Origin of the sequence: Xylanibacter rarus, from assembly GCF_001275135.1 — a bacterium.
In the GTDB taxonomy this organism is placed as follows: Bacteria; Bacteroidota; Bacteroidia; order Bacteroidales; family Bacteroidaceae; genus Prevotella; species Prevotella rara.
Genome location: NZ_LFQU01000008.1, coordinates 45,086 through 67,609, shown reverse-complemented (window position 1 = coordinate 67,609; position 22,524 = coordinate 45,086). Strand labels below are relative to the sequence as shown.

20 protein-coding genes and 1 pseudogene are annotated in these 22,524 nt (G+C 38.3%); 9 read left to right on the top strand and 12 right to left on the bottom strand.

Annotation, left to right across the window (positions count from 1 at the left end; all coding sequences use genetic code 11):
* Nucleotides 1-78: 78 nt before the first annotated feature.
* Nucleotides 79-513: a DUF3127 domain-containing protein gene (locus ACU52_RS05840; RefSeq protein ID WP_021854611.1), complete on the bottom strand. Its 435-nt coding sequence runs from the start codon at nucleotides 511-513 to the stop codon at nucleotides 79-81.
* 158 nt (nucleotides 514-671) lie between these two features.
* On the opposite strand from ACU52_RS05840, the gene dnaN reads away from it, so the two are divergent.
* The 6 genes and pseudogenes from dnaN (at nucleotide 672) to ACU52_RS05810 (ending at nucleotide 8,202) form a co-directional block, all read left to right on the top strand.
* Complete coding sequence (dnaN, locus tag ACU52_RS05835; RefSeq protein ID WP_053398101.1) at nucleotides 672-1,796, top strand: DNA polymerase III subunit beta; 1,125 nt, start codon at nucleotides 672-674, stop codon at nucleotides 1,794-1,796.
* Nucleotides 1,797-1,804: 8 nt separating this feature from the next.
* Complete coding sequence (locus ACU52_RS05830) at nucleotides 1,805-2,659, top strand: 3'-5' exonuclease (protein WP_053398100.1); 855 nt, start codon at nucleotides 1,805-1,807, stop codon at nucleotides 2,657-2,659.
* Between the two features lie 48 nt (nucleotides 2,660-2,707).
* A complete protein-coding gene (coaBC, locus tag ACU52_RS05825) occupies nucleotides 2,708-3,919 on the top strand; it encodes a bifunctional phosphopantothenoylcysteine decarboxylase/phosphopantothenate--cysteine ligase CoaBC (protein ID WP_053398099.1) in 1,212 nt (403 codons plus the stop codon).
* Between the two features lie 14 nt (nucleotides 3,920-3,933).
* Nucleotides 3,934-4,859 (top strand): annotated as a pseudogene (gene porD / locus ACU52_RS05820) (type IX secretion system protein PorD).
* A gap of 1 nt (nucleotide 4,860) precedes the next feature.
* Nucleotides 4,861-6,528 (top strand): DNA repair protein RecN, encoded by a 1,668-nt coding sequence (recN, locus tag ACU52_RS05815; protein WP_053398098.1) that lies wholly within the window; start codon nucleotides 4,861-4,863, stop codon nucleotides 6,526-6,528.
* 3 nt (nucleotides 6,529-6,531) lie between these two features.
* Entirely contained in the window at nucleotides 6,532-8,202 is a 1,671-nt protein-coding gene (locus ACU52_RS05810) for a tetratricopeptide repeat protein (RefSeq protein ID WP_053398097.1), read from the top strand.
* 113 nt (nucleotides 8,203-8,315) lie between these two features.
* Here the strand turns inward: ACU52_RS05810 and ACU52_RS05805 are convergent, their stop codons facing one another.
* Complete coding sequence (locus tag ACU52_RS05805) at nucleotides 8,316-9,056, bottom strand: porin family protein (protein ID WP_021854618.1); 741 nt, start codon at nucleotides 9,054-9,056, stop codon at nucleotides 8,316-8,318.
* Nucleotides 9,057-9,064: 8 nt separating this feature from the next.
* On the bottom strand, nucleotides 9,065-10,318 hold the full coding sequence (locus tag ACU52_RS05800; RefSeq protein WP_239684878.1) for an amino acid ABC transporter substrate-binding protein: 1,254 nt from the start codon (nucleotides 10,316-10,318) through the stop codon (nucleotides 9,065-9,067).
* A 276-nt stretch (nucleotides 10,319-10,594) separates the two neighbouring features.
* Here ACU52_RS05800 and ACU52_RS05795 point away from each other — a divergent pair, with 276 nt between their 5' ends.
* On the top strand, nucleotides 10,595-11,320 hold the full coding sequence (locus ACU52_RS05795) for a T9SS type B sorting domain-containing protein (protein ID WP_021854620.1): 726 nt from the start codon (nucleotides 10,595-10,597) through the stop codon (nucleotides 11,318-11,320).
* 37 nt (nucleotides 11,321-11,357) lie between these two features.
* Nucleotides 11,358-14,186: an excinuclease ABC subunit UvrA gene (gene uvrA, locus ACU52_RS05790; RefSeq protein ID WP_053398095.1), complete on the top strand. Its 2,829-nt coding sequence runs from the start codon at nucleotides 11,358-11,360 to the stop codon at nucleotides 14,184-14,186.
* Between the two features lie 503 nt (nucleotides 14,187-14,689).
* Here uvrA and ACU52_RS05785 read toward each other — a convergent pair.
* The 7 genes from ACU52_RS05785 to rpsF form a co-directional block, all read right to left on the bottom strand.
* Nucleotides 14,690-15,727, bottom strand: a complete 1,038-nt coding sequence (locus ACU52_RS05785) for a porin (protein WP_053398094.1) — start codon at nucleotides 15,725-15,727, stop codon at nucleotides 14,690-14,692.
* Between the two features lie 161 nt (nucleotides 15,728-15,888).
* Nucleotides 15,889-17,763, bottom strand: a complete 1,875-nt coding sequence (locus ACU52_RS05780) for a TonB-dependent receptor (RefSeq protein ID WP_147630789.1) — start codon at nucleotides 17,761-17,763, stop codon at nucleotides 15,889-15,891.
* Nucleotides 17,751-18,047 carry a hypothetical protein gene (locus tag ACU52_RS05775; RefSeq protein WP_147630788.1) on the bottom strand — a complete coding sequence of 99 codons (297 nt, stop codon included), beginning with the start codon at nucleotides 18,045-18,047 and terminating at the stop codon, nucleotides 17,751-17,753. Before ACU52_RS05775 ends, ACU52_RS05780 begins: the two co-directional genes overlap by 13 nt.
* A 167-nt stretch (nucleotides 18,048-18,214) precedes the next feature.
* On the bottom strand, nucleotides 18,215-19,132 hold the full coding sequence (locus ACU52_RS05770) for a helix-turn-helix domain-containing protein (protein ID WP_053398091.1): 918 nt from the start codon (nucleotides 19,130-19,132) through the stop codon (nucleotides 18,215-18,217).
* A 278-nt stretch (nucleotides 19,133-19,410) separates the two neighbouring features.
* A complete protein-coding gene (rplI, locus tag ACU52_RS05765) occupies nucleotides 19,411-19,905 on the bottom strand; it encodes a 50S ribosomal protein L9 (protein ID WP_053398090.1) in 495 nt (164 codons plus the stop codon).
* A gap of 18 nt (nucleotides 19,906-19,923) precedes the next feature.
* Nucleotides 19,924-20,193: a 30S ribosomal protein S18 gene (rpsR, locus tag ACU52_RS05760; protein ID WP_021854625.1), complete on the bottom strand. Its 270-nt coding sequence runs from the start codon at nucleotides 20,191-20,193 to the stop codon at nucleotides 19,924-19,926.
* Nucleotides 20,194-20,196: 3 nt separating this feature from the next.
* Nucleotides 20,197-20,541: a 30S ribosomal protein S6 gene (gene rpsF / locus ACU52_RS05755; protein WP_021854626.1), complete on the bottom strand. Its 345-nt coding sequence runs from the start codon at nucleotides 20,539-20,541 to the stop codon at nucleotides 20,197-20,199.
* A gap of 226 nt (nucleotides 20,542-20,767) precedes the next feature.
* On the opposite strand from rpsF, the gene ACU52_RS05750 reads away from it, so the two are divergent.
* A complete protein-coding gene (locus tag ACU52_RS05750) occupies nucleotides 20,768-20,947 on the top strand; it encodes a hypothetical protein (protein ID WP_053398089.1) in 180 nt (59 codons plus the stop codon).
* Nucleotides 20,948-21,101: 154 nt separating this feature from the next.
* On the opposite strand, the gene ACU52_RS05745 is transcribed toward ACU52_RS05750, so the two are convergent.
* Both ACU52_RS05745 and rprY read right to left on the bottom strand, forming a co-directional pair.
* Nucleotides 21,102-21,512, bottom strand: coding sequence for a hypothetical protein (locus ACU52_RS05745; RefSeq protein ID WP_147630787.1), 411 nt, complete (start codon nucleotides 21,510-21,512; stop codon nucleotides 21,102-21,104).
* Nucleotides 21,513-21,821: 309 nt separating this feature from the next.
* The gene (gene rprY / locus ACU52_RS05740) at nucleotides 21,822-22,520 is read right to left on the bottom strand and encodes a response regulator transcription factor RprY (RefSeq protein ID WP_021854630.1); all 699 of its coding nucleotides are present in this window, start codon (nucleotides 22,518-22,520) and stop codon (nucleotides 21,822-21,824) included.
* Nucleotides 22,521-22,524 lie beyond the last annotated feature (4 nt).

Below are 22,524 nucleotides of genomic sequence, written 5' to 3'. Positions count from 1 at the left end.
TCACCCATGTTTATTGATCAATGAATCTGAAACAGATATAATCACAATAAACATAAATGCACCTTACCCGTTATATAATTAGAACGGTAAATCATCTTCACTCTCACCTTCTTGCTGCGGCGGGAAAGGAGCAGCCTCTGAAGCCGGCTGAGTTTCTGCTGATACTGGAGCCTGAGGCGCAGCAACCGGAGCTGTATAAGGCATTCCCTGTGTAGCATTCATTTGTGCAGCAGCTGCATTCGGATCAATACGCTCCACTTTCCAAGCACGCAAAGAATTGAACCAACGGCCTTGATATTCGTGTGCATCAATATCAAAACTTACACGCAATTCCTCACCACTCTGAATATTGAACATTTGTATCTTGTCTGCACCGAAAACATTGAAGCAACATTTCTTTGGATAAGCCTCATGAGTCTCTATTACATAGTCTTGTGATTTCCACTGTGTTCCTCTGGCAGAAACGCCTTCTCTTGCAGGAAGAACAACTATAATTTTTCCTTCAATCTCCATTTCTTTATATATTATTTGTTTCTATTTTTTGAATTGCGAAATTACTAAAATACTCGTAAATAAAGAAATTTTTACACGTTTTTTTGTTTTAGAGTTTGCTTTTTTGTATTTTTGTGTCCTATTAATTACGCAGATAAAACGAATAATAATATTAAATAATGAGACTTACAATATCAAGCACGGCTTTAGCCAGCCGCCTATCGGCTTTATCAAAAGTGTTCAGCAGTAAAAATTCATTGCCTATATTGGATTGCTACTTATTTGAGGTAAACGGCAATCATCTGACAATAACTGCATCAGACAGCGAAAACATTATGACAACGAACATACAACTCGACGAAACATGTGACAGCGGTGTGTTCGCAGTCAACAACCAAACTATTTTAGATGCCGTAAAGGAGTTGCCGGAACAGCCACTGACACTGGATGTTGACATGACGACATTTGCAATAAAGGTGATATATCAGAATGGTGTATACAACTTTACAGGACAGAGCGGTGAAGAGTTTCCAAAGTTCCAGTCACTCCCCGAAAATGCGACGTCAATAATAATCGACTCTAAAACACTTAACAACGATATTTCACGCTCGATATTCGCAACCGCCAACGAAGAGCTGCGCCCGGTGATGAATGGTATCTTTTTCGACCTGAGCCAAGACACATTGGCAATAGTTGCCAGCGACGGACATAAACTCGTAAAAACAAAGAGCAAGAACATAAAGTCAGACAATCCGCTGTCATTCATCTTGCCCAAGAAACCTGCAACATTATTAAAAAATGTGCTGCAGAAAAATGATGATGACATAATAATCAGATTTGATGACCGCAATGCAAACATCATATTCTCAGACGGAACGTTATCTTGCCGCCTGATTGAAGGACGCTACCCGAACTACAACTCCGTAATACCACAAGACAATCCTAACCAGCTTACGATAGACAGACTTGTACTTATAGGAGTTTTAAAGCGTGTTCTACCATTCGCAAGCGACAGCAGCCAACAGATAAGACTGCATATCGAAATGGGCAAAGTAGTTATATCATCAGAAGATGTTGACTTCTACACAAGCGCACAAGAAGAGATTGTATGCGACTACAACGGCAACATAATGGACATCGGCTTCAAGGGTACTTCACTGATGGAAATATTAAGCCATCTTGACTGTGAAGAGGTTGTATTAAAGTTGGCAGACCCAAGTCGCCCCTGCCTGATACTTCCGGCAGAACAGCCTGAAAATGAAGATATACTGATGCTTATCATGCCCATGTTATTAAACGATTAATCAGAAGAATGAAATTAAATCTTACAAAGCCCCTGATTGTCTTCGACCTGGAGACAACAGGGCTTGATCTTGTTAAAGACAGAATTATACAGATTTCTTATATTAAGGTGTATCCTGACGGTAAGGAGGAACGCTCAAACCAGTTTGTAAACCCCGAAAGAAGTATTCCGCAGGAAGTTGTGGACATTACAGGCATTACAGATGCAGACGTAGCAAATGCTCCTACATTCAAGATGCTTGCAACAGATTTGGCAAACAAGTTTCAAGGATGTGACTTTGCCGGATTCAACTCAAACCATTTTGACGTGCCTATGCTTGCCGAGGAATTTCTGCGCGCAGGCATCGACTTTGACTTTTCAAAATGTAATCTGATTGACGTTCAGACAATATTCCACAAGATGGAACGTCGAAATCTGGCAGCAGCATATAAATTCTATTGCGGCAGAAAGATGGAAGACGACTTTGTGGCTCATAAAGCTGATCAGGATACTGAGGCTACCTACAGAGTGCTGCAAGGAGAGCTCGACATGTATGCCCCCGGAAAACAGGAAGAGCCTGAACGTCAGCTAAACAACGACATGAACGAGCTTGCAGAATTCTCAAAGCTCAACAATAACGTTGATTTCGCCGGACGTATCATTTGGAAAGAAATGAAGGATGCCAACGGAAATGTCCTTACAGATTCTGACGGCAATCCACGTATGCAGGAAGTTTTCAATTTTGGCAAATACAAAGGATGGAGTGTTGCAGAAGTACTAAACCGCGACCCGGGATATTTCAGCTGGATGCTCAGCAGCGACTTCACATACAACACGAAGCAAGTGCTTACACGAATACGCCTAAGAGAATTCAACAAGCGATAAACTCTAGGGTAAGAAATAAAATAACACAATATCATATATAAATACAACATGTTGAAAGGTAAGAAAATTGTACTTGGCATAACAGGCAGTATTGCAGCATATAAAGCATGCCTCATAATCAGAGGACTTATAAAACAAGGTGCTGAGGTGCAGACCGTTATAACTCCGGCAGGAAAGGAATTCATAACACCAATAACATTATCTGCACTTACGCATAAGCCTGTCATCAGCGAATTTTTCTCTCAACGTGACGGCACATGGAACTCACACGTTGACATTGGTCTTTGGGCCGATGCCATGCTGATTGCTCCATGCACGGCAAGTACAATAGGAAAAATGGCCAACGGAATAGCAGACAACATGCTTATAACGACATACTTATCGATGAAAGCACCTGTGTTTGTCGCTCCGGCAATGGACCTTGACATGTTCGCACACCCTTCAACACGACAAAATATCAAGCGTCTGCAGTCATATGGTAATATCATCATTGAGCCGCAAAGCGGCTTCCTTGCAAGCGGCCTGGAAGGCAAGGGAAGAATGGAGGAGCCGGAAGAAATTGTAAGATATCTTGATGAATTCTTTGATGAAAACAAAGATACGCTGAAGGGGAAAAAAATAATGATAACAGCCGGTCCGACTTATGAAAAGATAGACCCGGTAAGATTTGTCGGCAACTACTCTAGCGGGAAAATGGGATTTGCCATGGCAGAAGAATGCCGCAGACGCGGTGCTGAGGTAACATTAATAAGCGGACCTGTTGGTATTGAATGCTCTAAAAAGATAAAACGCATCAATGTAGAAAGCTGTAACGAGATGTATAATGCAGCCGTCACAGAGTTTAAAGATTGCCACGCCGCAATATTGTGTGCAGCTGTAGCCGACTTTCGTCCTATATCTATCGCAGAAAATAAAATTAAGCGCGAAAAAGATAATCTTAACATACAGCTATGCCCAACAAATGACATTGCAGCAGAACTAGGACGTATAAAGACTGATGAACAGATTTTAGTTGGCTTCGCATTGGAAACAAACAATGAAGAAATTAATGCCAAAAGTAAACTGGAAAGGAAGAATCTCGACTTTATCGTATTAAACTCAACGCGCAATGAAGGAACGACATTCCGCAGCAATGATAACCAAATTGAAATCATAACAAAGAATGAAATAAAAACATTTGAAAAGAAAAACAAAAAGTACGTTGCTGCAGATATCATTGATGAATTAACAAAACTTTTCACTGAAAAAAACAGGTCATAATCATAACAGGCAAAATGAGGTTGCTATTACTTATAATAAGTTGGTTGTTTATCACAGCAGGCACAAATGCTCAGGAGTTACTGGCTAAAGTAACAATAAACCATAATCAGATTCAAGGCACTGATGCAAGTGTCTTCGACAATCTGCAGCAAACCCTGGAACAGTTCATCAATGACAAACAATGGACATCGTTGCAGTTTCAGAAAAATGAAAGAATAATATGCAACTTCAATATAACTGTGACGAAATACGACGCATCATCAAATTTATTTACATGTACGGCACTAATTCAAGCCAACAGGCCTGTATACAACTCAGCATATAATTCAACCTTATATAATAATAAAGACGGCGACTTTAACTTTGAATTTGCACAGTTTGACCAATTAAACTTCAACGAAGAACAGATAGACAACCAACTGACAGCACTTATTGCCTATTACGCATATCTGATCATAGGTATGAACCTTGACAGTTTCTCGCCTATGGGTGGCGAGGACATTCTGCAAAGATGCCTTAATCTTGTAAATAATGCACAGAATCTGAATTTTACAGGATGGAAGGCTTTTGAGAATGACAGAAACCGCTTTGCATTCATTAATGACTACATGGAAGGAGCGATGAAACCTTTCAGACAGCTGCAATATGACTATTACCGCAGCGGCCTTGACGAAATGGCCAACAATGTAGAAAGAGGAAGAACAAACATCACAACAACAATCGAGACAAATCTGAAAAAAGCACACGAAGACAAACCTTTGAGCACCTTGCCGCAAATATGGACGGACTACAAAAAAGATGAGTTGGCAAACATATATAACGGTAAAGGCACACAAAAAGAAAAGAATCAGTTTATGAGATTCTATTTTCTATAAATGCTTCGCAAAACAGTTATTGGGAGAAAATAAAAAATAAAATAATATATTTCATTTCAATATAAAATGCTGAAACAGTTATATATTAGGAACTTTACGCTGATTGATACACTTGACATACATTTCAATCCTGGCTTTTCGGTCATTACAGGTGAAACCGGAGCCGGAAAAAGTATTATCTTAGGAGCGATAAATCTGCTTCTAGGACAGCGTGCAGACGTGAAAAGCATAAAATCAAATAGTTCAAAATGTGTTATTGAGGCTCATTTCGACATAAGCCGATATAACATGCAGGACTTTTTCACAGAAAACAATATCGACTTTGACGATACCGACTGTATATTAAGAAGAGAACTGAACTCATCAGGAAAGACACGTTCTTTCATTAATGACACCCCCGTTGCATTAAACCTAATGCGCACTTTGGGACAACAGCTTATAGACATACACAGTCAGCATCAAAACCTCTTGCTGAACGAAGAAGATTTCCAGCTAAACGTAGTCGACATTATAGCCAAGGACAGAGAACTCCTTATAAAATACAAGGAACATTTCAATGCATATAAAGATGCAAAGAAAGCCGTAGACAGACTATGCAAAGAAATTGAAGAAAATAAAAAAAATGAAGACTACATCCGTTTTCAGCTAAAAGAGCTCACAGAAGCAGAACTGAAAGACGGCATGCAGGAAGAGCTCGAGCGGGAAAGCGAAAAATTAAGTCACGTAGAAGAGATAAAGACAGCGCTCTATTCAGCCGGAACTTCACTAAACTCATATGAATCAGACAATAATGTACTTGATAAAGTGAAGGAAGCATCGCGCTCCATTATCGGCATAACAAGCATATATCCTGAAATCAGTTCTATTTCAGACAGGTTGGAAAGCTGTTTTATAGAACTGAAAGATATATCTGACGAAATAAATTCAGAAGCCGACAATATCGAATTCGATCCCTCAAGACTTGAACAGATAAACAGTCAGCTTGACAAAATCTATTCTCTTGAACAAAAATATCATGTGTCCAATATTGCGGATCTCATTAATATACAAAATAATCTGGAGAAACAGATAAGTAATATCGACAACAGTGATGAAGAGTTAGATAAGCTTAAATCAGAAGAAGCACGTTTACTTAAGGAGTGTGAAGCCATAGCATCTAAACTGACAGAAATAAGGACAAAAGCATCGAAAGTGATTGAGCAGGAAATGCGTAACAGGCTCATACCCTTAGGAATACCTAACGTAAGATTCTCTATAAAAATCGAAAACAAAAATATCAGTGAGGATGGCCACGACCGGATATCATTCTTATTCAGTGCCAATACCAGCACACCTGTACAACCTGTAGCACAGGTTGCATCCGGAGGTGAAATTGCAAGAGTTATGTTGTCACTTAAAGCAATGATAAGCGGTGCTGTGAAACTGCCTACAATAATATTCGATGAAATAGACACCGGAGTTAGCGGGAAAATTGCAGAAAAGATGGGTGATATAATGCAGGAAATGGGAAAAGCCAACCGTCAGGTCATAAGCATTACTCATTTGCCACAGATTGCAGCAAAAGGAACCACTCATTATAAAGTGTTTAAGGAAGAAACAGAACATGGCACGAGCAGTCGCATGCTCATTTTAAGCAAGGACGAACGCACAAAAGAAATCGCACAGATGCTCAGTGGCTCTGAAATTTCTGATGCAGCCATAAACAATGCCAAAGAATTATTAAAAACATTATAAACGATGAAACAGATAGGAGTTATTTTAACATTAATCATACTTTGTGTATGCGGCAACAGCAAAGCACAGCCTTCAGCCGTAAAGAATGCGGCAAAATCCGTATTCAAACTAACAACATACAACGCAGATGGAACTGTTCTTTCAACAAGCCATGGTGTGTTTGTCGGCAATAATGGTGAAGCAATAAGTGACCTTAAGCCATTTATTGGAGCATCTAAAGCTATTGTTACAGACAGCAAAGGACGCGAAATGAATGTAGAAAGAATAATGGGCGTCAATGATATATATGACGTTGCAAAATTTAAGGTCAGCGGCAAAACTATTCCACTGAATGTTGCACAATCTGCATCTGCTTCTGGCTCACAGGCATGGCTTGTATCATATGCAGAAAAATCACCGACAATAACAGCTGCAACTGTAAAAAACGTAGAAACGTTTATGGATAAATACTCATATTATATATTCTCACTTGCTGTTCCGGAAAACACAAATGCCTGCCCTTTTGTTAATTCTGAAGGACAAGTTATTGGAATAATGCAACCGTCTACGACATCAACAGACATACACGCAACAGACGCAAAGTTTATTACCGAACTGCAGACAACAGGACTTTCTGTTGAAGATGAAACCATGAAAAAGATAGGCATACCTCCATCATTGCCGACAGACAAGAGCCAGGCTCTTCTGACACTCATGATGGCGGCACAAGCGAATGACTCAATAAAACATGCGGCTATAGTCAGCGATTTCATAAACCAATACCCTACTTCTGTTGACGGCTATACAGCTCAAGCACAAATATATCTTGACGCAAATGACTTTGAAAGTGCTGAAAAAGAAATGGAAACGGCCATCAAGAAGGTTGAAAACAAAGATGAGGCTCACTATAATTACAGCAAAATAATATACAACAAAGAAGTTTATAAAAGCGACATACCATACGCGGCCTGGAATCTGGACAAGGCTTTTGAGGAAATTAATAAAGCATATGCAATAAATCCTCAGCCATCATATCAGCACCAACAGGCACTCATAACATATGCAAAGGGCGAATATCAGAAAGCCTATGACATGTTCATGGACCTGACAAAGACATCAATAAGAAACCCGGAATTATTCTATAACGCATCACAATGCAAACAAATGCTTAAAGCCCCAATGAAAGAGGTTATAGCGCTGCTTGACAGTGCCATAACAACAACAGACACTTTAAGACTTAGAGAAGCAGCTCCGTATTTCTTGGCACGTGCGGAAGCTTATATTACGACAGACAGCTTCAGACAAGCTGTCTTTGACTACACACGCTACGAAATTCTGGTAAACGGAAATGTAAATGCTAATTTCTATTATATACGTGAACAAGCAGAAGTAAAAGCAAAACTTTACCAACAAGCTTTGATAGATATATCAACAGCTATTATGCTTGCCCCGAAAGAACCAACATATTATGCAGAAAAAGCATCATTGGAACTAAGAGTAAACATGATGGATGACGCTATAAAAACTGCAACAAAATGTATTGAGCTTGCACCTGAATATGCAGACGGTTATCTGATATTAGGGTTAGCACAGATAAATAAAGGAGATAAGGGCAACGGAATGTCAAACTTAGAAAAGGCCAAAGAGCTGGGGCATGTTCAAGCACAAGCAATGATAGAAAAGTATTCTAAATAATCGGTGCTATTATAAATAACAAGAAATAAGAAGCGGCAGGTGAAATGATTCTCACCTGCCGCTTCTTTTATTTTCAATTAAGACTTACTTGTTTTAAAGACAAAAGCAATCAACTACTTCTTCGTCCTAATAATATCAAACAAATAAGTAAGCTTAACAATTATATTACCAAAGTTTGACTTGCCAAAATAATCTTTCTTTGAATCACCATAGATATTGCCCAGGCCATAATAATAACGTGCTTCCAACTGGAAATGACCAACTTTAGGATGAGAATACTCAACTCCAAGTCCGGCTGCTATACCATAGTCAAATTTATTCTCTACAGCCATTGTATCTTGAGCAACCGTATGGTTAACACGATCATCTAGGTTTATGTCCTCAAAATTAAAATTCATCTTGGTTGATTCACTTAGACAGAAACCCAGCTGCGGACCAGCTTGAAAAAAGAACTGAAAGCCTTTATCCTCACGTCCCCACCCTAAATGAGCAAATATCGGTATCTGCACATAATTCATTGTTCGGCTATATTGCTCAGCCACACCTGTAACAGGGTTTATTACAGGAGCGTCATTTGCATCGAGTATTTCCTCCTTCCATCCAATCTGGGCGAAGTTTACTTCCGCCTGCAAAGCACAGATTGTACTGAAATACTTTTCACAAACATATCTAAAAGACACGCCCCCGGTAAAACCTCCATGATATGTCTGATTTACTTTCGGATTAAAACCGACATTACTCAAAACATATCCTCCGTTTACACCGATACTCATATCATTACGATACAATCCTATCTGGGCATATGCTCCAGACACCAACAAAGAAAACACAGCCGATATTAATAATCTACGCATCTTTTCTGTCAAAAATTGATAAGTGATATCGTATTATTACGATTGTAATGGACAAACATAAAACCGGCATTCTGATATCCACCAGAACCAAGTTTGGTAAAATGCAATGGTGTTTGTACTGCATTTTTATCAGCAGTACTTCCATTAAACTTCTTTCCATTGTTATATATACCACGCAGGAAGAACATGCCATGATCATAACCAGTAAGGGCAAAACGTGGCAGATAATCCATCATACTGCTCTTAAACCAACGCATATATCTGTTTTCCAAAGTCTTTACCTTGGTTGAATAAGAGTTGTAATATGCTGCTGTCGGGATATATGTATCATACTTAAAAAACTTTTCCTGGTTGTATTTCACATACATTAGCCATTCTGTATATCCAAACAATGAAACTGCCAACGAAGGATGCTCACCAGTAAGTGCATCCAACCTTTCCAAAACCTGATTTAGTTCAGGTGAACGTCCTGTATTCAATATTACCATATTTGGCTTTACTGCACTGAATGATTTGGCAAACATTGCATCGCTGGAATTCAAATTTGTCACATTACATGAAATGTTCCTAGCTTCAAGTTCTTTACGCAGTCCGAATGTAAACACCCCCTTATCACTTGTGCGGTCGTTACAGTCGATAACAACAACATGATAGTTACTGAAACGATAAACGAAATGCTTAATAACTTCATTATAAAAATATTCAGGAGACTGATAAACCTGAAAAATGTTAGAATTTGATGCGACATCATTGCCATTAATAGAAAATGGTATAACCAGCTTTGCCCCATTATCCTTGGCAAAATCGGCAATAGGCTTTACCTGTTTCGTATAAAGCGGTCCAAAAATAACATCAGCCTTATTAAGTCCTGCCGTAGATAATGTTTGATAAACGTTTCCATCTATCGGCAAATTGCACGCATTAATTTCTATCGACAATCCTTCCTTCTTCAAGTCATCACAAGCCATAAGCAGGCCACGATAATATTCCAACATACGACGTCCATCACCATCAACATTGTGCAGCGGCAACAATACTCCAACTTTGACAGACTTTGATGATGTCTTTATGGCCTTATCAGATGTATTTACAGACTTAGAAACTACCGACTTACCAGACTTTGGTATAATGATATAATCACCTTTTTTAAGCTCGTAATTCGGATCATTCATTTCCGGATTAGCCTTAATAAGTTCACTCACCGTAATGCCATATTTACGGGCAATTCCAAAAATTGTTTCACTACGTTTAACCTTGTGCATATCCTGCACGTCCTTGTTTTGTGCAAACATATCGAATGCTGCAAAAAAAACTAGAAACAGCACGATATATCGTGAAAAATGCCTCATATTTATTTAATTTGGTATCTTATTTAATCCAATGTTGATAAAGACTAAACACCAATGCCACTACCAAGCAGACATATATAATTGGTCATGCCGTGCAAAGCCTTACCAAACTTTTGTGTGCAAAAATACAAAAAAAGAGCGTCTAAATCAACTTTATTACGTAAATTTGCATAAATATATTTTGAAGAAATGAGAATCATACTTTTATTCAGTTGCGTAGCAACACTCATAACTGCCATAAACATAAAGGCAGACACTTACGACGAAATACCGACAATCAGCCCTACAGCCACTTATGTAACTGATGAAGGAGAAGAGGAAAACTCTAATATGTCCGGAAATGCTCCACTAGTAGGGCGCTTTCAGGCTAATCCACAAAATGTAGGTGAATATAGTGCCAATTATGAATGGAGGTTCACCATTGACGGAGAAAGTACACCATATCTGACAAGATATGAGGAAAACACTGAATATACTTTTACAAAAGCAGGCACTCACAATATCGTAGTATATGCAACCTTCATCAATGGAAATGACACAATAGCATATACTCAAGAATATTGGGATGAAATAGGGCCAATGCGCGTTACGATAAGCGAGAGCAAACTAGAAATGCCAAATGCATTTTCACCTAACGGAGACGGCATAAATGATATATATAAGGCCAAAGACGGATATCAGTCTATTATTGAATTCCATGCATACATATTTAACCGCTGGGGACAAAAGCTGTATGAATGGGACGATCCTGCCGGAGGATGGGACGGAAAATATAATGGGAAAGACGTAAAACAGGGTGTCTACTTTGTTTTAGTAAAAGCAAAAGGAGCTGACGGACGCACATTTAATATAAGAAGAGACGTCAATTTGTTACGTGGATACACAGAAGAATCAGGAACATCAACAACAGAATAAAGTATCCAGAATTGTACATCAAAGAGTCAAATTAGAAATGGATAGAGAAGATGAAAAGATAAACGTGTGGGGAGCACGCGTACACAATCTTAAAAACATAAACGTAGAAATTCCGCGTAACAGTCTTACTGTTATAACCGGACTTAGCGGTTCAGGCAAGTCATCACTTGCCTTCGACACCATATACGCTGAAGGCCAAAGACGGTATATCGAAACGTTTTCTGCCTATGCACGCAACTTCCTTGGCGGAATGGAACGTCCTGACGTTGACAAAATTACTGGATTAAGTCCGGTAATAAGCATCGAGCAGAAAACTACAAACAAGAACCCAAGATCTACTGTAGGAACGACAACAGAAATATATGACTATCTGCGCCTGCTGTATGCACGTGCAGGTATTGCATACAGTTATGCAACGGGTGAAGAAATGGTGAAATATACGGAAGAAGACGTGCTGAAGATGATCCATACAAAATACGACGGAAAGAAGATTTTCATATTGGCTCCTCTTGTACGCAACCGTAAAGGTCACTATCGCGAACTGTTTGAAAGCATGCGCAAAAAAGGATACTTGCATATCAGAGTAGATGGTGAGGTGAAAGAAATTGTCAGAGGAATGAAAACTGACAGGTACAAGAACCACAACATCGAGGTTGTCATAGACAAACTGCAAGTACAGGACAAAGACGACGAACGGCTGAAAAAGAGCGTTGCAGCAGCAATGAAGCAAGGAGATGGGCTGCTCATGATTATGGAAAAAGACACAAATGAAGCAAAATATTACAGCAAAAGGCTAATGTGTCCCACTACAGGTATGTCCTACGGAGATCCAGCCCCTAATAAATTCTCATTCAACTCACCCGAAGGCGCATGCCCGCGCTGCAAAGGGCTCGGCTATGTAAACGAGATTGACATCAACAAAATTATGCCGGACATGAAGCTGTCAATAAAACAAGGAGGCATAATTCCGCTAGGAAAGTATAAAAACCAAATGATATTCTGGCAAATTGATGCAATTCTTGAGAAATACGGCTGCGACCTTAACACGCCAATAAATGAGATTCAAGAAGAAGCCATGAACGAGATATTATATGGCTCACTTGAACCCGTACGCATAAGAAAAGAACTTGTCCATACATCAAGCGACTATTTCGTTGACTTCGACGGCATTATAAAATATCTTCACAATGTCATCGAAAATGACGACAGCGCAAGCGGTCAGAAATGGGCCGATCAGTTTCAGACGGTATGCCAATGTCCAGAATGCAACGGACAAAGACTAAAACGCGAGTCGCTTTCATACAAAATATGGGACAAGAATATATCTGAAGTGGCAAACCTTGACATAAGTGAACTCAAAGAATGGCTTATCGAAGCAAAAAGGCATCTGAACGAAAGACAAACAAAAATTGCCTCGGAAATCATTAAAGAAATTATAACAAGAATCGACTTCATGCTTGAAGTTGGACTCGACTATTTGTCACTCAATAGACAATCAGCAACGCTTTCCGGTGGAGAGAGCCAGCGAATAAGACTGGCAACACAAATCGGGTCGCAACTTGTGAACGTACTTTACATATTGGACGAACCTAGTATTGGATTGCACCAACGTGATAATGACAGACTTATAAAATCACTGAAAGAACTACGCGACCTTGGCAATACTGTTATTGTTGTTGAACACGACAAAGACATGATGCTCAGTGCAGACTATATTGTAGACATAGGTCCAAAGGCAGGACGCAAAGGCGGAGAGGTTGTATTTCAGGGTAAGCCTGATGAAATGCTGAAACAGCACACCATTACTAGCCAATATCTCAATGGAGAGATGAAAATAGAAGTTCCTGCTGAAAGACGTAAAGGCAACGGAAAATATATAATATTAAAAGGTGCATCTGGAAACAACCTTAAGAATATTGATGCCGAATTTCCTCTCGGCAAGCTCATTGTCGTTACCGGAGTGAGCGGAAGCGGCAAATCAACATTAATTAATGAAACGTTGCAACCTATACTGAGCCAACACTTCTATCGTTCGCTCAAAAAGCCAATGCCATACAAGAGCATTGAAGGCATTGAGCATATAGATAAGGTGGTGAATGTAGACCAAAGTCCGCTCGGAAGGACACCACGTTCAAACCCGGCAACATATACAGGTGTGTTTAGTGACATACGCTCACTTTTCGTAAATCTTCCAGAAGCAAAGATAAGAGGCTACAAGCCTGGCAGATTCTCATTTAACGTAAAAGGCGGTAGATGTGAAGCCTGTGGCGGCAACGGATATAAGACAATAGAAATGAGATTTCTGCCGGACATAATGGTACCATGTGAAGTATGCCACGGAAAAAGATACAACAGGGAAACTCTTGAAGTGAGATATAAAGGCAAGAGCATAGCAGACGTACTTGACATGACCATAAATCAGGCTGTAGAATTCTTCGAAAACATTCCTGATATTTTACGAAAAATAAAAACAATACAGGATGTAGGACTTGGGTACATTAAACTCGGACAGCCCTCAACGACGCTTAGCGGAGGTGAAAGCCAACGAGTGAAACTGGCAACAGAATTGAGCAAACGTGACACGGGCAAGACGCTGTATATCCTTGATGAACCAACAACAGGTCTGCATTTTGAAGATATACGCATACTGATGAACGTACTTCAGGAGCTGGTCGACCGCGGCAACACAGTCATTATTATTGAGCACAACCTTGACGTAATAAAGCTGGCTGACTATATAATAGATATGGGACCAGAAGGTGGACGCAACGGAGGTACTGTATTGGCTACAGGCACACCGGAAGAAGTGGCAGAAAGTACGAAAGGCTTTACTCCTCGATTCTTAAAGAAAGAGCTGCAGGCATAATAGAATTAAACATAAGGCAAGTCTGTCAATATATAATGATTTTACATTTTAATATTGAAAGACTTGCTCTTTTTGTTTAAAAGAACATGTATTTTTGAGTCATTGCCTATGCGCTGTCAGCCATTTCCAAACTATTACAATCTGCATCATTATTTACGAGCAATACTTAACTAAAGGAAAAGACGCATATCTTTAGTCCAAAATTGATCTTTATTAAAATGCCTCATTACAAGGTCTGAAGAGTATTCGTAAACTACTGATAATCAGCGACAAATAACGTTCATTACAAAACATGGCTTTTTAGGATGCAAAAGGCCATGTTTTATACTGCAAAACGCCACATATCATAAGGTAAAAAAGCACATATCAAAAAATCATACTGCATCAGTAGCGATAAATATCGCATACGCATAAATTAAAAAACCGCACAACACACCATATGGTGTTATTGCGCGGTACACTAACAATCCTATGTATTTTATTCTATAAAATCAGAAATTTAATCAGAATCTTGTCATTACTTCAATTACAATTTTATCACTTTCTGATGGTTTAGCAACAGCTCCAGAACGGTAGAAATACTTCTCATAGTTGAGACGAATATCTGAAATAAACGGCTTAGCTATACTAAAGGTAAGTCCACCTGTAATTCTTGAGCGCTGATAGTCGTTTATCATCAATGATCCTTCTGTGTTCTCCTCACCGTCAAGATAACGCATACCATCACTATGATCACTCATATAGTCATAACGCAAAAGTGGCGAAATCTTTGTAAAGAAACACTTGCGTAACGGAATATCATAGTTAACAAACGCATCAAATGCATGCACGTTCTTAAAGGCATTATCCTCATAATGCTTAAAAAGATATTCTGCCTCAATATGCCAGCCATGTGCATGATAATAAGCACCTGCATCATACATCATAACCGAAATATGGTCAGGACGGATTTTCTGCGTACTAAGAGTAATATTAAAGCCATTAGGAATAAAGATTTGAGCCTTAGCTGAAAAATTAATATTGTTTGTCCAGAAATCCTTCTGATTCGTTAATCCAGAGCCGTTAAACATTCCGGCCTGAAGAATAATTGGAATCCCAACATTAAACGAATAGCCTAAAGTTGCACCAACATCACGTACATTACCTACCTGCTTAGCAATAAAAGATCGGTTAGCAAAATACTGCTGATGAGGAGAACGATGGGCATCAATTGTAAATGGCACACGCATCTGTCCTATAGTAAAATCAAATCCTCTAACAGGCTTGATTTTTGTATATGCATCAAGCATCTTTATCTGCCCTTCATCCGACAAGTCGATTTCTGCTTTATATTCAACAGCTTTTGCCACTTTTCCTTCAAGACTGACACGCGCGTTTCTAACTTGAAAACGTCCGTCTCCTTCTTCCGTCTGATATTCATACTTTCCGCGTATGGTGCCGTGCACCTTCGGAGTAAGGTCGACCTTATCTTCTTCTTGAGCGTGTAATGGCAAACCAACACACAAAGCCAACAATGGCAAAATCAGTTTCTTATTATTCATACAATTACTTATTTTTTTGCAAAATTAAGCATTATGTGTTACAAAAATATTACATAGCAATTAAAACGCTTGTAACATCCTATGCCATACATCAAAACGAATTATAAAATCAACTAAACACAGCAAATAATCTTCTGTAAAAATAGTATATTCTCTTATTTTTAATTCCCTTTTATTATACCGGTATCATTATCTTTTTTATTAACTGTATACTTCGGACTTTCATATTTACGGCCTTTTGAAAAACGCCAGCTTAAATTAAAAGTTAGCATATTTCCCATATCACCATTAATAAGCTTTTGCGTCTTTCCAACATATCTGTTAAGCAAATATGCTTTATTAGAAAGCATATCGTTCTGAAAACCATTCTGCCAGATTAATGAAAAGATGAAATCTTTATACTTATATGATGCGACAAGACTGTAAGTACAAATATTTGTAGTACGGTTTTCGCCCTCAAGAAAACTCCATCCGTTACTTGCATCAGCAGAAAACGTAAAATCACCCAAATATGCAGTAGCCCTGAATGCACCATTAAACGAAGAATAATGATGTTTGTATGTATTTCCATAATTGAAGAAACGGAAAAAGCCACCTGTTGCAGCAAACGTAAGTTTGTCAGAAACAATAGCAAAACGAGTATAGCCATTGACATAAAACATAGAAATCCGGCGCTGATTCTCACGGGTAAAAATAAAATTTGTGTTTCCGCTTTCATCAATCTCTCTATTAATCTGAGACATAACGCAATGATAATTATTACGATAAGACGTTTCTATTTCTGCATAAAACGAGGGCAATTGGCACGACAAGGTAAACGACTGCTCCAATACACGTGCAGGAAACAACGCAGAATTACCTCGGGATACTTCTAGCTCATTATTTCTCACATCAACATCTCCCAAATATTCAAGGCGTGGAGGATTCTGATACATACGCAGATAATACCTTAATTTAAATTTTTCCAAAAACGGATAAGCAAGAGAAAGCTCCGGACGCCAAAGCCAATATTCATAAGCATCATTAGCCTGATGATAATACAGACGACTTACCCCTGCACCAAAGGTATATTCTAATGCCGCCAAATTACCTTTTATCTGCGCATAAGCATAGACTTGTGAATTACGTATAGTATTTATAGCTTCTGCATCCCCAAGATATTTATTACTAATATATTTCTGAAAATATTGTATACCCGATGAAAAAGTCAGCATACGCATTCTGTTTTCATATATACCTTCAGCAAAAAGCGACCAGCTGTCACCATCAGAAGTATAGCTATAAGGTGATTTCCCATCATAGCTCCATGAATAAGAAGCGTCGCTATATGTCCCTGTTGCATTTATTGTTACAGACTGATTTCGGCCTATATTCTGATTATAATAAAGATCCAGGACAGGAGAAAAAGATTTGTCAGACGAATTTATCCCGACAGTATCACATTCTTGATTTACAATATTTTCCCTTAAAGTATAATCATCAGGACAATTCGATAAATCTGTGCCGAGTGTAGCCTGAAAGACATATCGTCCTGTTTCTGAAAAAGAATATTTCAATTGCAGATTATGACATATATTTTTTAGTCTGCGTTCCTTATCTCTTCGCGTTATATAATAAAAAGAATTATCAGGCATAAGATATTGGGCCGTTTCTTCATAACGTAACTTTCGTTTGTCTGAAAAATCCAGCCAATAACTCAAAGATATTTCACTCTTTCCAAAATTAAACTTTGCGAACAAATTATCCGAACAATTAAGATATGTCATAGTATGTGTCAGGTCAGCTCCTATGACATAACCACTAACAGCTTTTTTCACAATTATATTAATTACAAAACCCACGTTCTGACCATATCTTGCTCCCGGATTTCTTATATATTCAACATATTTCACAGCACTTAAATCTATTGATGACAAATCGTTTGCAGTTGCTTCAATATCGTTAATACGCACCTGAACGGCTCCCATATTATTAGGTGCCGAAATAGTATGTGCCACTTCATCAACAGAAATAAGTGGTAATGCTAACTTTGACAACAAGCCATAAGCCGTTGAAGAATTTTCTTTTGTTTATCTGTAGGAAAAATTCTTAGTGTCCCATTAGTATTTACAACACGAGAACTTTTTACAACGACCTCATTCAAGATTAAAGAATCAGATACAACGATGTCATTATCATGACTATAATTATGATAACTGATATCTTTGTCTGCAACAACACATTTCGTTTTAACACTGTCTTTCTTTGCTTCTTTATAACTTTGAGCCATTGAAAAACATGAAAACATTAATAAAACTACAGATAATAACGTCTTTTTCATCTTTAAGCTTTTTCGCACAAAGATAAATCAGGCGTTAGACAAAAGAATATTTTTACACTGACAACTTACTGACATTTACCAGACAGTCTATAGGTCAAGACATCAGAATCTTGTAATAAACTATTAATCAATGAATTACGTCAAGCTAAAAGATAAAATAAAAACTTCTATAACACACTTTTGTCATCAACGCGCAACTTATATGCGCGTCCGCGTTCTACTTCTATTTTCAAATTACTGTTAGCCTCAACAACAGGCTTCAGTCTTTTAATCATTGTATAAAGTGTTTCGTTTGCATTATCTTTCCCTGGCCACAGAGCATTACAAATATCAGTTTTAACAAGCCTGTGCCCGTCTGCTTTAAAAAACATCTGCATCAATTCAAATTGCATCGGCGTCAAGTTAATCTCTCTGTTATCTGCACCATAAAATGTTTCCGACTGCTTATTATACAACATATTGCCTACTGATATAATACAAGTATCGTCATTTTTAGCACAAACGCATGCAGTATCATTACTTTCAGCAAAAGATACACTATACAAAAGCTCTTTCTTCTTAAAACAAAAATAAGTAATGCTGCCCCAAATCAAAGATAAAAGCATTAAGGTTATCGGCAGTTTCTGATCAGAAAGACTCAATACCATGAAAAAAGAACACTCTGCATAACCGCGCATGGCAACTGATCCGTTACAGTATTTCAATGAAGCAGGGTTTAATATTATTGTATCACTGCATATCCCATTCGGAATATATTTTGAGTTATGCGCAACGATATTTTCAGGCACTATGTCGAACGATATATATGCCCTGTTGCGTAATTCAGGTATAGAAAGTCGTTTATTGAAAAACTCATCATTAATCAATAATGCCACATGACCAGATGTCGTATTCTGTAACTGTTTATATGCCTTTATTGTATCTGTTACCAACCATGCACCACCCTTTACTGCAATAGTATGAGCTAAGGCTTGATTCAAATCATCCTTAATCAAGTCTTCTGTACTAAGATATCTGTCCGTTCCGGTTACAACAGATGACAGCAACAATACAAAGAATACTACAATAGAGAAATATGACTTCATAACCCAAATTATTATAACTTATGCCTCTTAATACAAAAATACAACAGTCTGGCAATGACATGCAATATTATATGAAATACAGCATAAGCCAAGCTGCGACACTTATGCAAAGATACAAATTTACAAGCTATAATACAAGAGCTATAACATGTTTTTCATAACACGGCAAATTTAATTTTAGCATGAATTTATATAAAAGTAATATTGTATAAAAACAAAAATCCCGGTGCTTAAAAGCAACCGGGACTTTTATATAAAACTGCTTTACAGTGCGAAAATTACTCTTCTACAGTTGTTTCTTCTGCCTTGGGAGCCTCAACCTCAGGAACTGCATTCTCAGCAACAACCTTTACAGGCACCTCTACGAGAACTTCTTTGTGGAAGTGTACGGTAGCAACAAAGTCACCTACCTTCTTAGCATCGTGCATTGTAACAATCTTACGATCGATGTCAAAGCCTTTCTTCTGAAGTTCAGCAGCTACAGTTGCGGCATTAACAGAACCATAAGTTACACCATTAGCACTTACCTTCATCTCTATAACAAGAGCAACATCCTTCAGAGCCTCAGCCTTCTTCTCAGCCTCAGCCTTAATAGCAGCAAGTTTACGAGCCTGCTGTTTCAAGTTCTCAGCCAATACCTTCTTTGCTGAAGGAGACGCTATAACACCCTTGCCCTGAGGTATCAGGTAGTTACGGCCATAGCCGGCTTTTACGTTAACGATATCGTTCTTAAATCCTAAGCCGATAATATCTTCTTTCAGTATAATTTCCATTCTGTCTCCTCCTTCAAATTATTTCATCAAATCGGTTACATAAGGAAGCAGAGCTATCTGGCGTGCACGCTTAACAGCCTGAGCCACACGGCGCTGATACTTAAGAGAAGTTCCTGTGATACGGCGGGGAAGTATCTTACCCTGCTCGTTCAAGAATTTCTTAAGGAACTCAGGATCCTTATAGTCAATATACTTTATACCGCTCTTCTTGAAACGGCAATACTTCTTTTTCTTTGTATCCACTGAAGGCGGAGTCAAATATCTGATTTCTGATTCTTGTGCTGCCATAATTTAAGCCTCCTCTTTTTTAGCGTATTTGTTTCTTCTCTTCTCGGCATACAGTACGGCATACTTGTCGAGCTTAACTGTCATAAAACGGATTACCTTCTCATCACGACGGAATCCAGTCTCGAGAGTGTTAATTACATTAGGCTCAGCCTTGAACTCTATCAGGCAATAAAAACCTGTAGATTTCTTCTGAATAGGATAAGCCATCTTCTTCAGTCCCCAGGTCTCCTCATTCAGAATTTCCGCACCTTTGTCAGTAAGCAGATTTTTGAATTTAGCGACCGTTTCCTTCATCTGTTCATCAGACAAAACGGGAGTTAAAATGAAAACGGTTTCGTATTGATTCATACAACTTTAAAATGATTAATTTGTTTATTATTTTGCAAAATGCGGTGCAAAGGTACGCTTTTCCGCTGATATATCCGACATTATTAATGTACACACTTATAATATTTAACTTTATTTCACCTTTACAAGCCTTATTTTGCCAATCTTTCATATACAAAGCCTTGCTTTATTGATTTTTATCTGTATTTTTGCACCTATAATATTAAGATCATAAAAAATTATTTATATGAAGAAATACGTACGCTTTTCAGGACTGGCAGCCATGTATCTGGGCGTCATTATGCTGATTGTCGGCTACGCTTTCAGTTGGACCGACAGTAACGCATTCATCATCTCGGCCTTGACTCTGGTGGTGTTTGGAGCAGTTGGGCACGTGTATCTTCTGAAAAAGGAAAGCAAATATTAAACATACCGGAAACGCGACATTTCGCAATTAATGCCATTTTACATTGTAAAAGGCCATAAAACGCGAAATAAAAGACATCTTTTAGACTGCGAAACTGTATCTTTTACAAACCTCTAGCTATCAACACATTACACATCCAGCAATTATACAGGCCTCAATAGTTAGAAATCTGCACACACAAGAACACCAATATAAGTACCAACACAATAATCAACCAATAGAACATTTCACTTTTTCTATTGGCCGAAGTCTGCTCCACATCAAAAATTCCGGCATTATTACTATATTCTAAGATAGCACGTTTCAAACTACTCATTCTGAAAGCCAATTCAAAATCCTTAAGATCTATATCATGATACTTACTGTTGCTGTTTGACAATTCTGTAACGACAACAAGCCTGCGCACCGGCAACAGCATTGAATAATAATGATACCAGTCTATATAGCATCTGCTCACCTGTGACCATGGATAATCGTGCTTGGTTATCTTAAATAAAAAACGTTCATAATAATGAATACCTCGTGAATCAATTACAATTTTCTGCCTACGTATAAACAGACTCAATACAACAGAAAATATTACAAGTATGAATATAACTACGGAGATTGCGACATACCATGGTTTACTATAGCCGTCCAACAAACCGCAAGCCAAAATAAGACAAAAGCCCAATCCAAAAACCGAGGAAGCAGGACTTTCAGTAATCACATACCTGTCAACATGTTTCATAGTCAATTTCCGTCGTTTCTGCAAATATATAATTTTATTCCATAAAGAGCAAATAACTTATAATAATATAAAACAAAAACAATCCTCAGAGCCGGTGTATTCGGTTTTAAGGATTGTTTTATTATTATCTTTCAAGGCTTATATTTATTCCTGCTCTGGAGTGATAAGCTTGTATCCCTTGCCGTGAATGTTGATGATTTCTATCTGGTCGTCGTCCTTAAGATGTTTACGCAACTTTGTAATGTAAACGTCCATAGAGCGTGCGTTGAAGTAGTTATCATCAATCCATATTGTCTTCAGTGCGAAGTCACGCTGCAGAATCTCGTTAGCATGAGAGCACAGAAGAGCAAGAAGCTCATTCTCTTTAGTTGTAAGCTTTGTCTGCTTGTCGTCAATGGTAAGCAACTGTTTCTGAGTATCGAAAGTAAAACGTCCGATATGATAAACAGTATTTTCTTTGTTTTTCTTACCACGTACACGACGCAGGATAGCCTCTATACGGAACACAAGCTCTTCCATTGAGAACGGCTTTGTGATATAGTCATCAGCACCGATTTTGAAGCCTTCAAGAATATCTTCCTTCAAAGTCTTAGCAGTGAGGAATATGATTGGAATTTCAGCATTGGCCTGTCTTATTTCCTGAGCCAATGTAAATCCATCTTTCTTTGGCATCATAACATCAAGTACACATATATCAAACTTGCTCTTCAAGAAAGCTTTATATCCTGCGTCACCATCAGGACAAAGTTCTGCGCTATAACCCTTTGCCTGTAAATATTCGCGAAGAAGCATACCTAAATTCTCATCATCTTCGCATAAAAGAATTTTCAATTTCTCATCCATAGTC

Coding starts and splice junctions, on each gene's coding strand:
- ACU52_RS05840 (WP_021854611.1), bottom strand. CDS start 513: ATGGAGATTGAAGGAAAAATTATAGTTGTTCTTCCTGCAAGAGAAGGC.
- dnaN (WP_053398101.1), top strand. CDS start 672: ATGAGACTTACAATATCAAGCACGGCTTTAGCCAGCCGCCTATCGGCT.
- ACU52_RS05830 (WP_053398100.1), top strand. CDS start 1,805: ATGAAATTAAATCTTACAAAGCCCCTGATTGTCTTCGACCTGGAGACA.
- coaBC (WP_053398099.1), top strand. CDS start 2,708: ATGTTGAAAGGTAAGAAAATTGTACTTGGCATAACAGGCAGTATTGCA.
- recN (WP_053398098.1), top strand. CDS start 4,861: ATGCTGAAACAGTTATATATTAGGAACTTTACGCTGATTGATACACTT.
- ACU52_RS05810 (WP_053398097.1), top strand. CDS start 6,532: ATGAAACAGATAGGAGTTATTTTAACATTAATCATACTTTGTGTATGC.
- ACU52_RS05805 (WP_021854618.1), bottom strand. CDS start 9,056: ATGCGTAGATTATTAATATCGGCTGTGTTTTCTTTGTTGGTGTCTGGA.
- ACU52_RS05800 (WP_239684878.1), bottom strand. CDS start 10,318: ATGCACAAGGTTAAACGTAGTGAAACAATTTTTGGAATTGCCCGTAAA.
- ACU52_RS05795 (WP_021854620.1), top strand. CDS start 10,595: ATGAGAATCATACTTTTATTCAGTTGCGTAGCAACACTCATAACTGCC.
- uvrA (WP_053398095.1), top strand. CDS start 11,358: ATGGATAGAGAAGATGAAAAGATAAACGTGTGGGGAGCACGCGTACAC.
- ACU52_RS05785 (WP_053398094.1), bottom strand. CDS start 15,727: ATGAATAATAAGAAACTGATTTTGCCATTGTTGGCTTTGTGTGTTGGT.
- ACU52_RS05775 (WP_147630788.1), bottom strand. CDS start 18,047: ATGAAAAAGACGTTATTATCTGTAGTTTTATTAATGTTTTCATGTTTT.
- ACU52_RS05770 (WP_053398091.1), bottom strand. CDS start 19,132: ATGAAGTCATATTTCTCTATTGTAGTATTCTTTGTATTGTTGCTGTCA.
- rplI (WP_053398090.1), bottom strand. CDS start 19,905: ATGGAAATTATACTGAAAGAAGATATTATCGGCTTAGGATTTAAGAAC.
- rpsR (WP_021854625.1), bottom strand. CDS start 20,193: ATGGCAGCACAAGAATCAGAAATCAGATATTTGACTCCGCCTTCAGTG.
- rpsF (WP_021854626.1), bottom strand. CDS start 20,541: ATGAATCAATACGAAACCGTTTTCATTTTAACTCCCGTTTTGTCTGAT.
- ACU52_RS05750 (WP_053398089.1), top strand. CDS start 20,768: ATGAAGAAATACGTACGCTTTTCAGGACTGGCAGCCATGTATCTGGGC.
- rprY (WP_021854630.1), bottom strand. CDS start 22,520: ATGGATGAGAAATTGAAAATTCTTTTATGCGAAGATGATGAGAATTTA.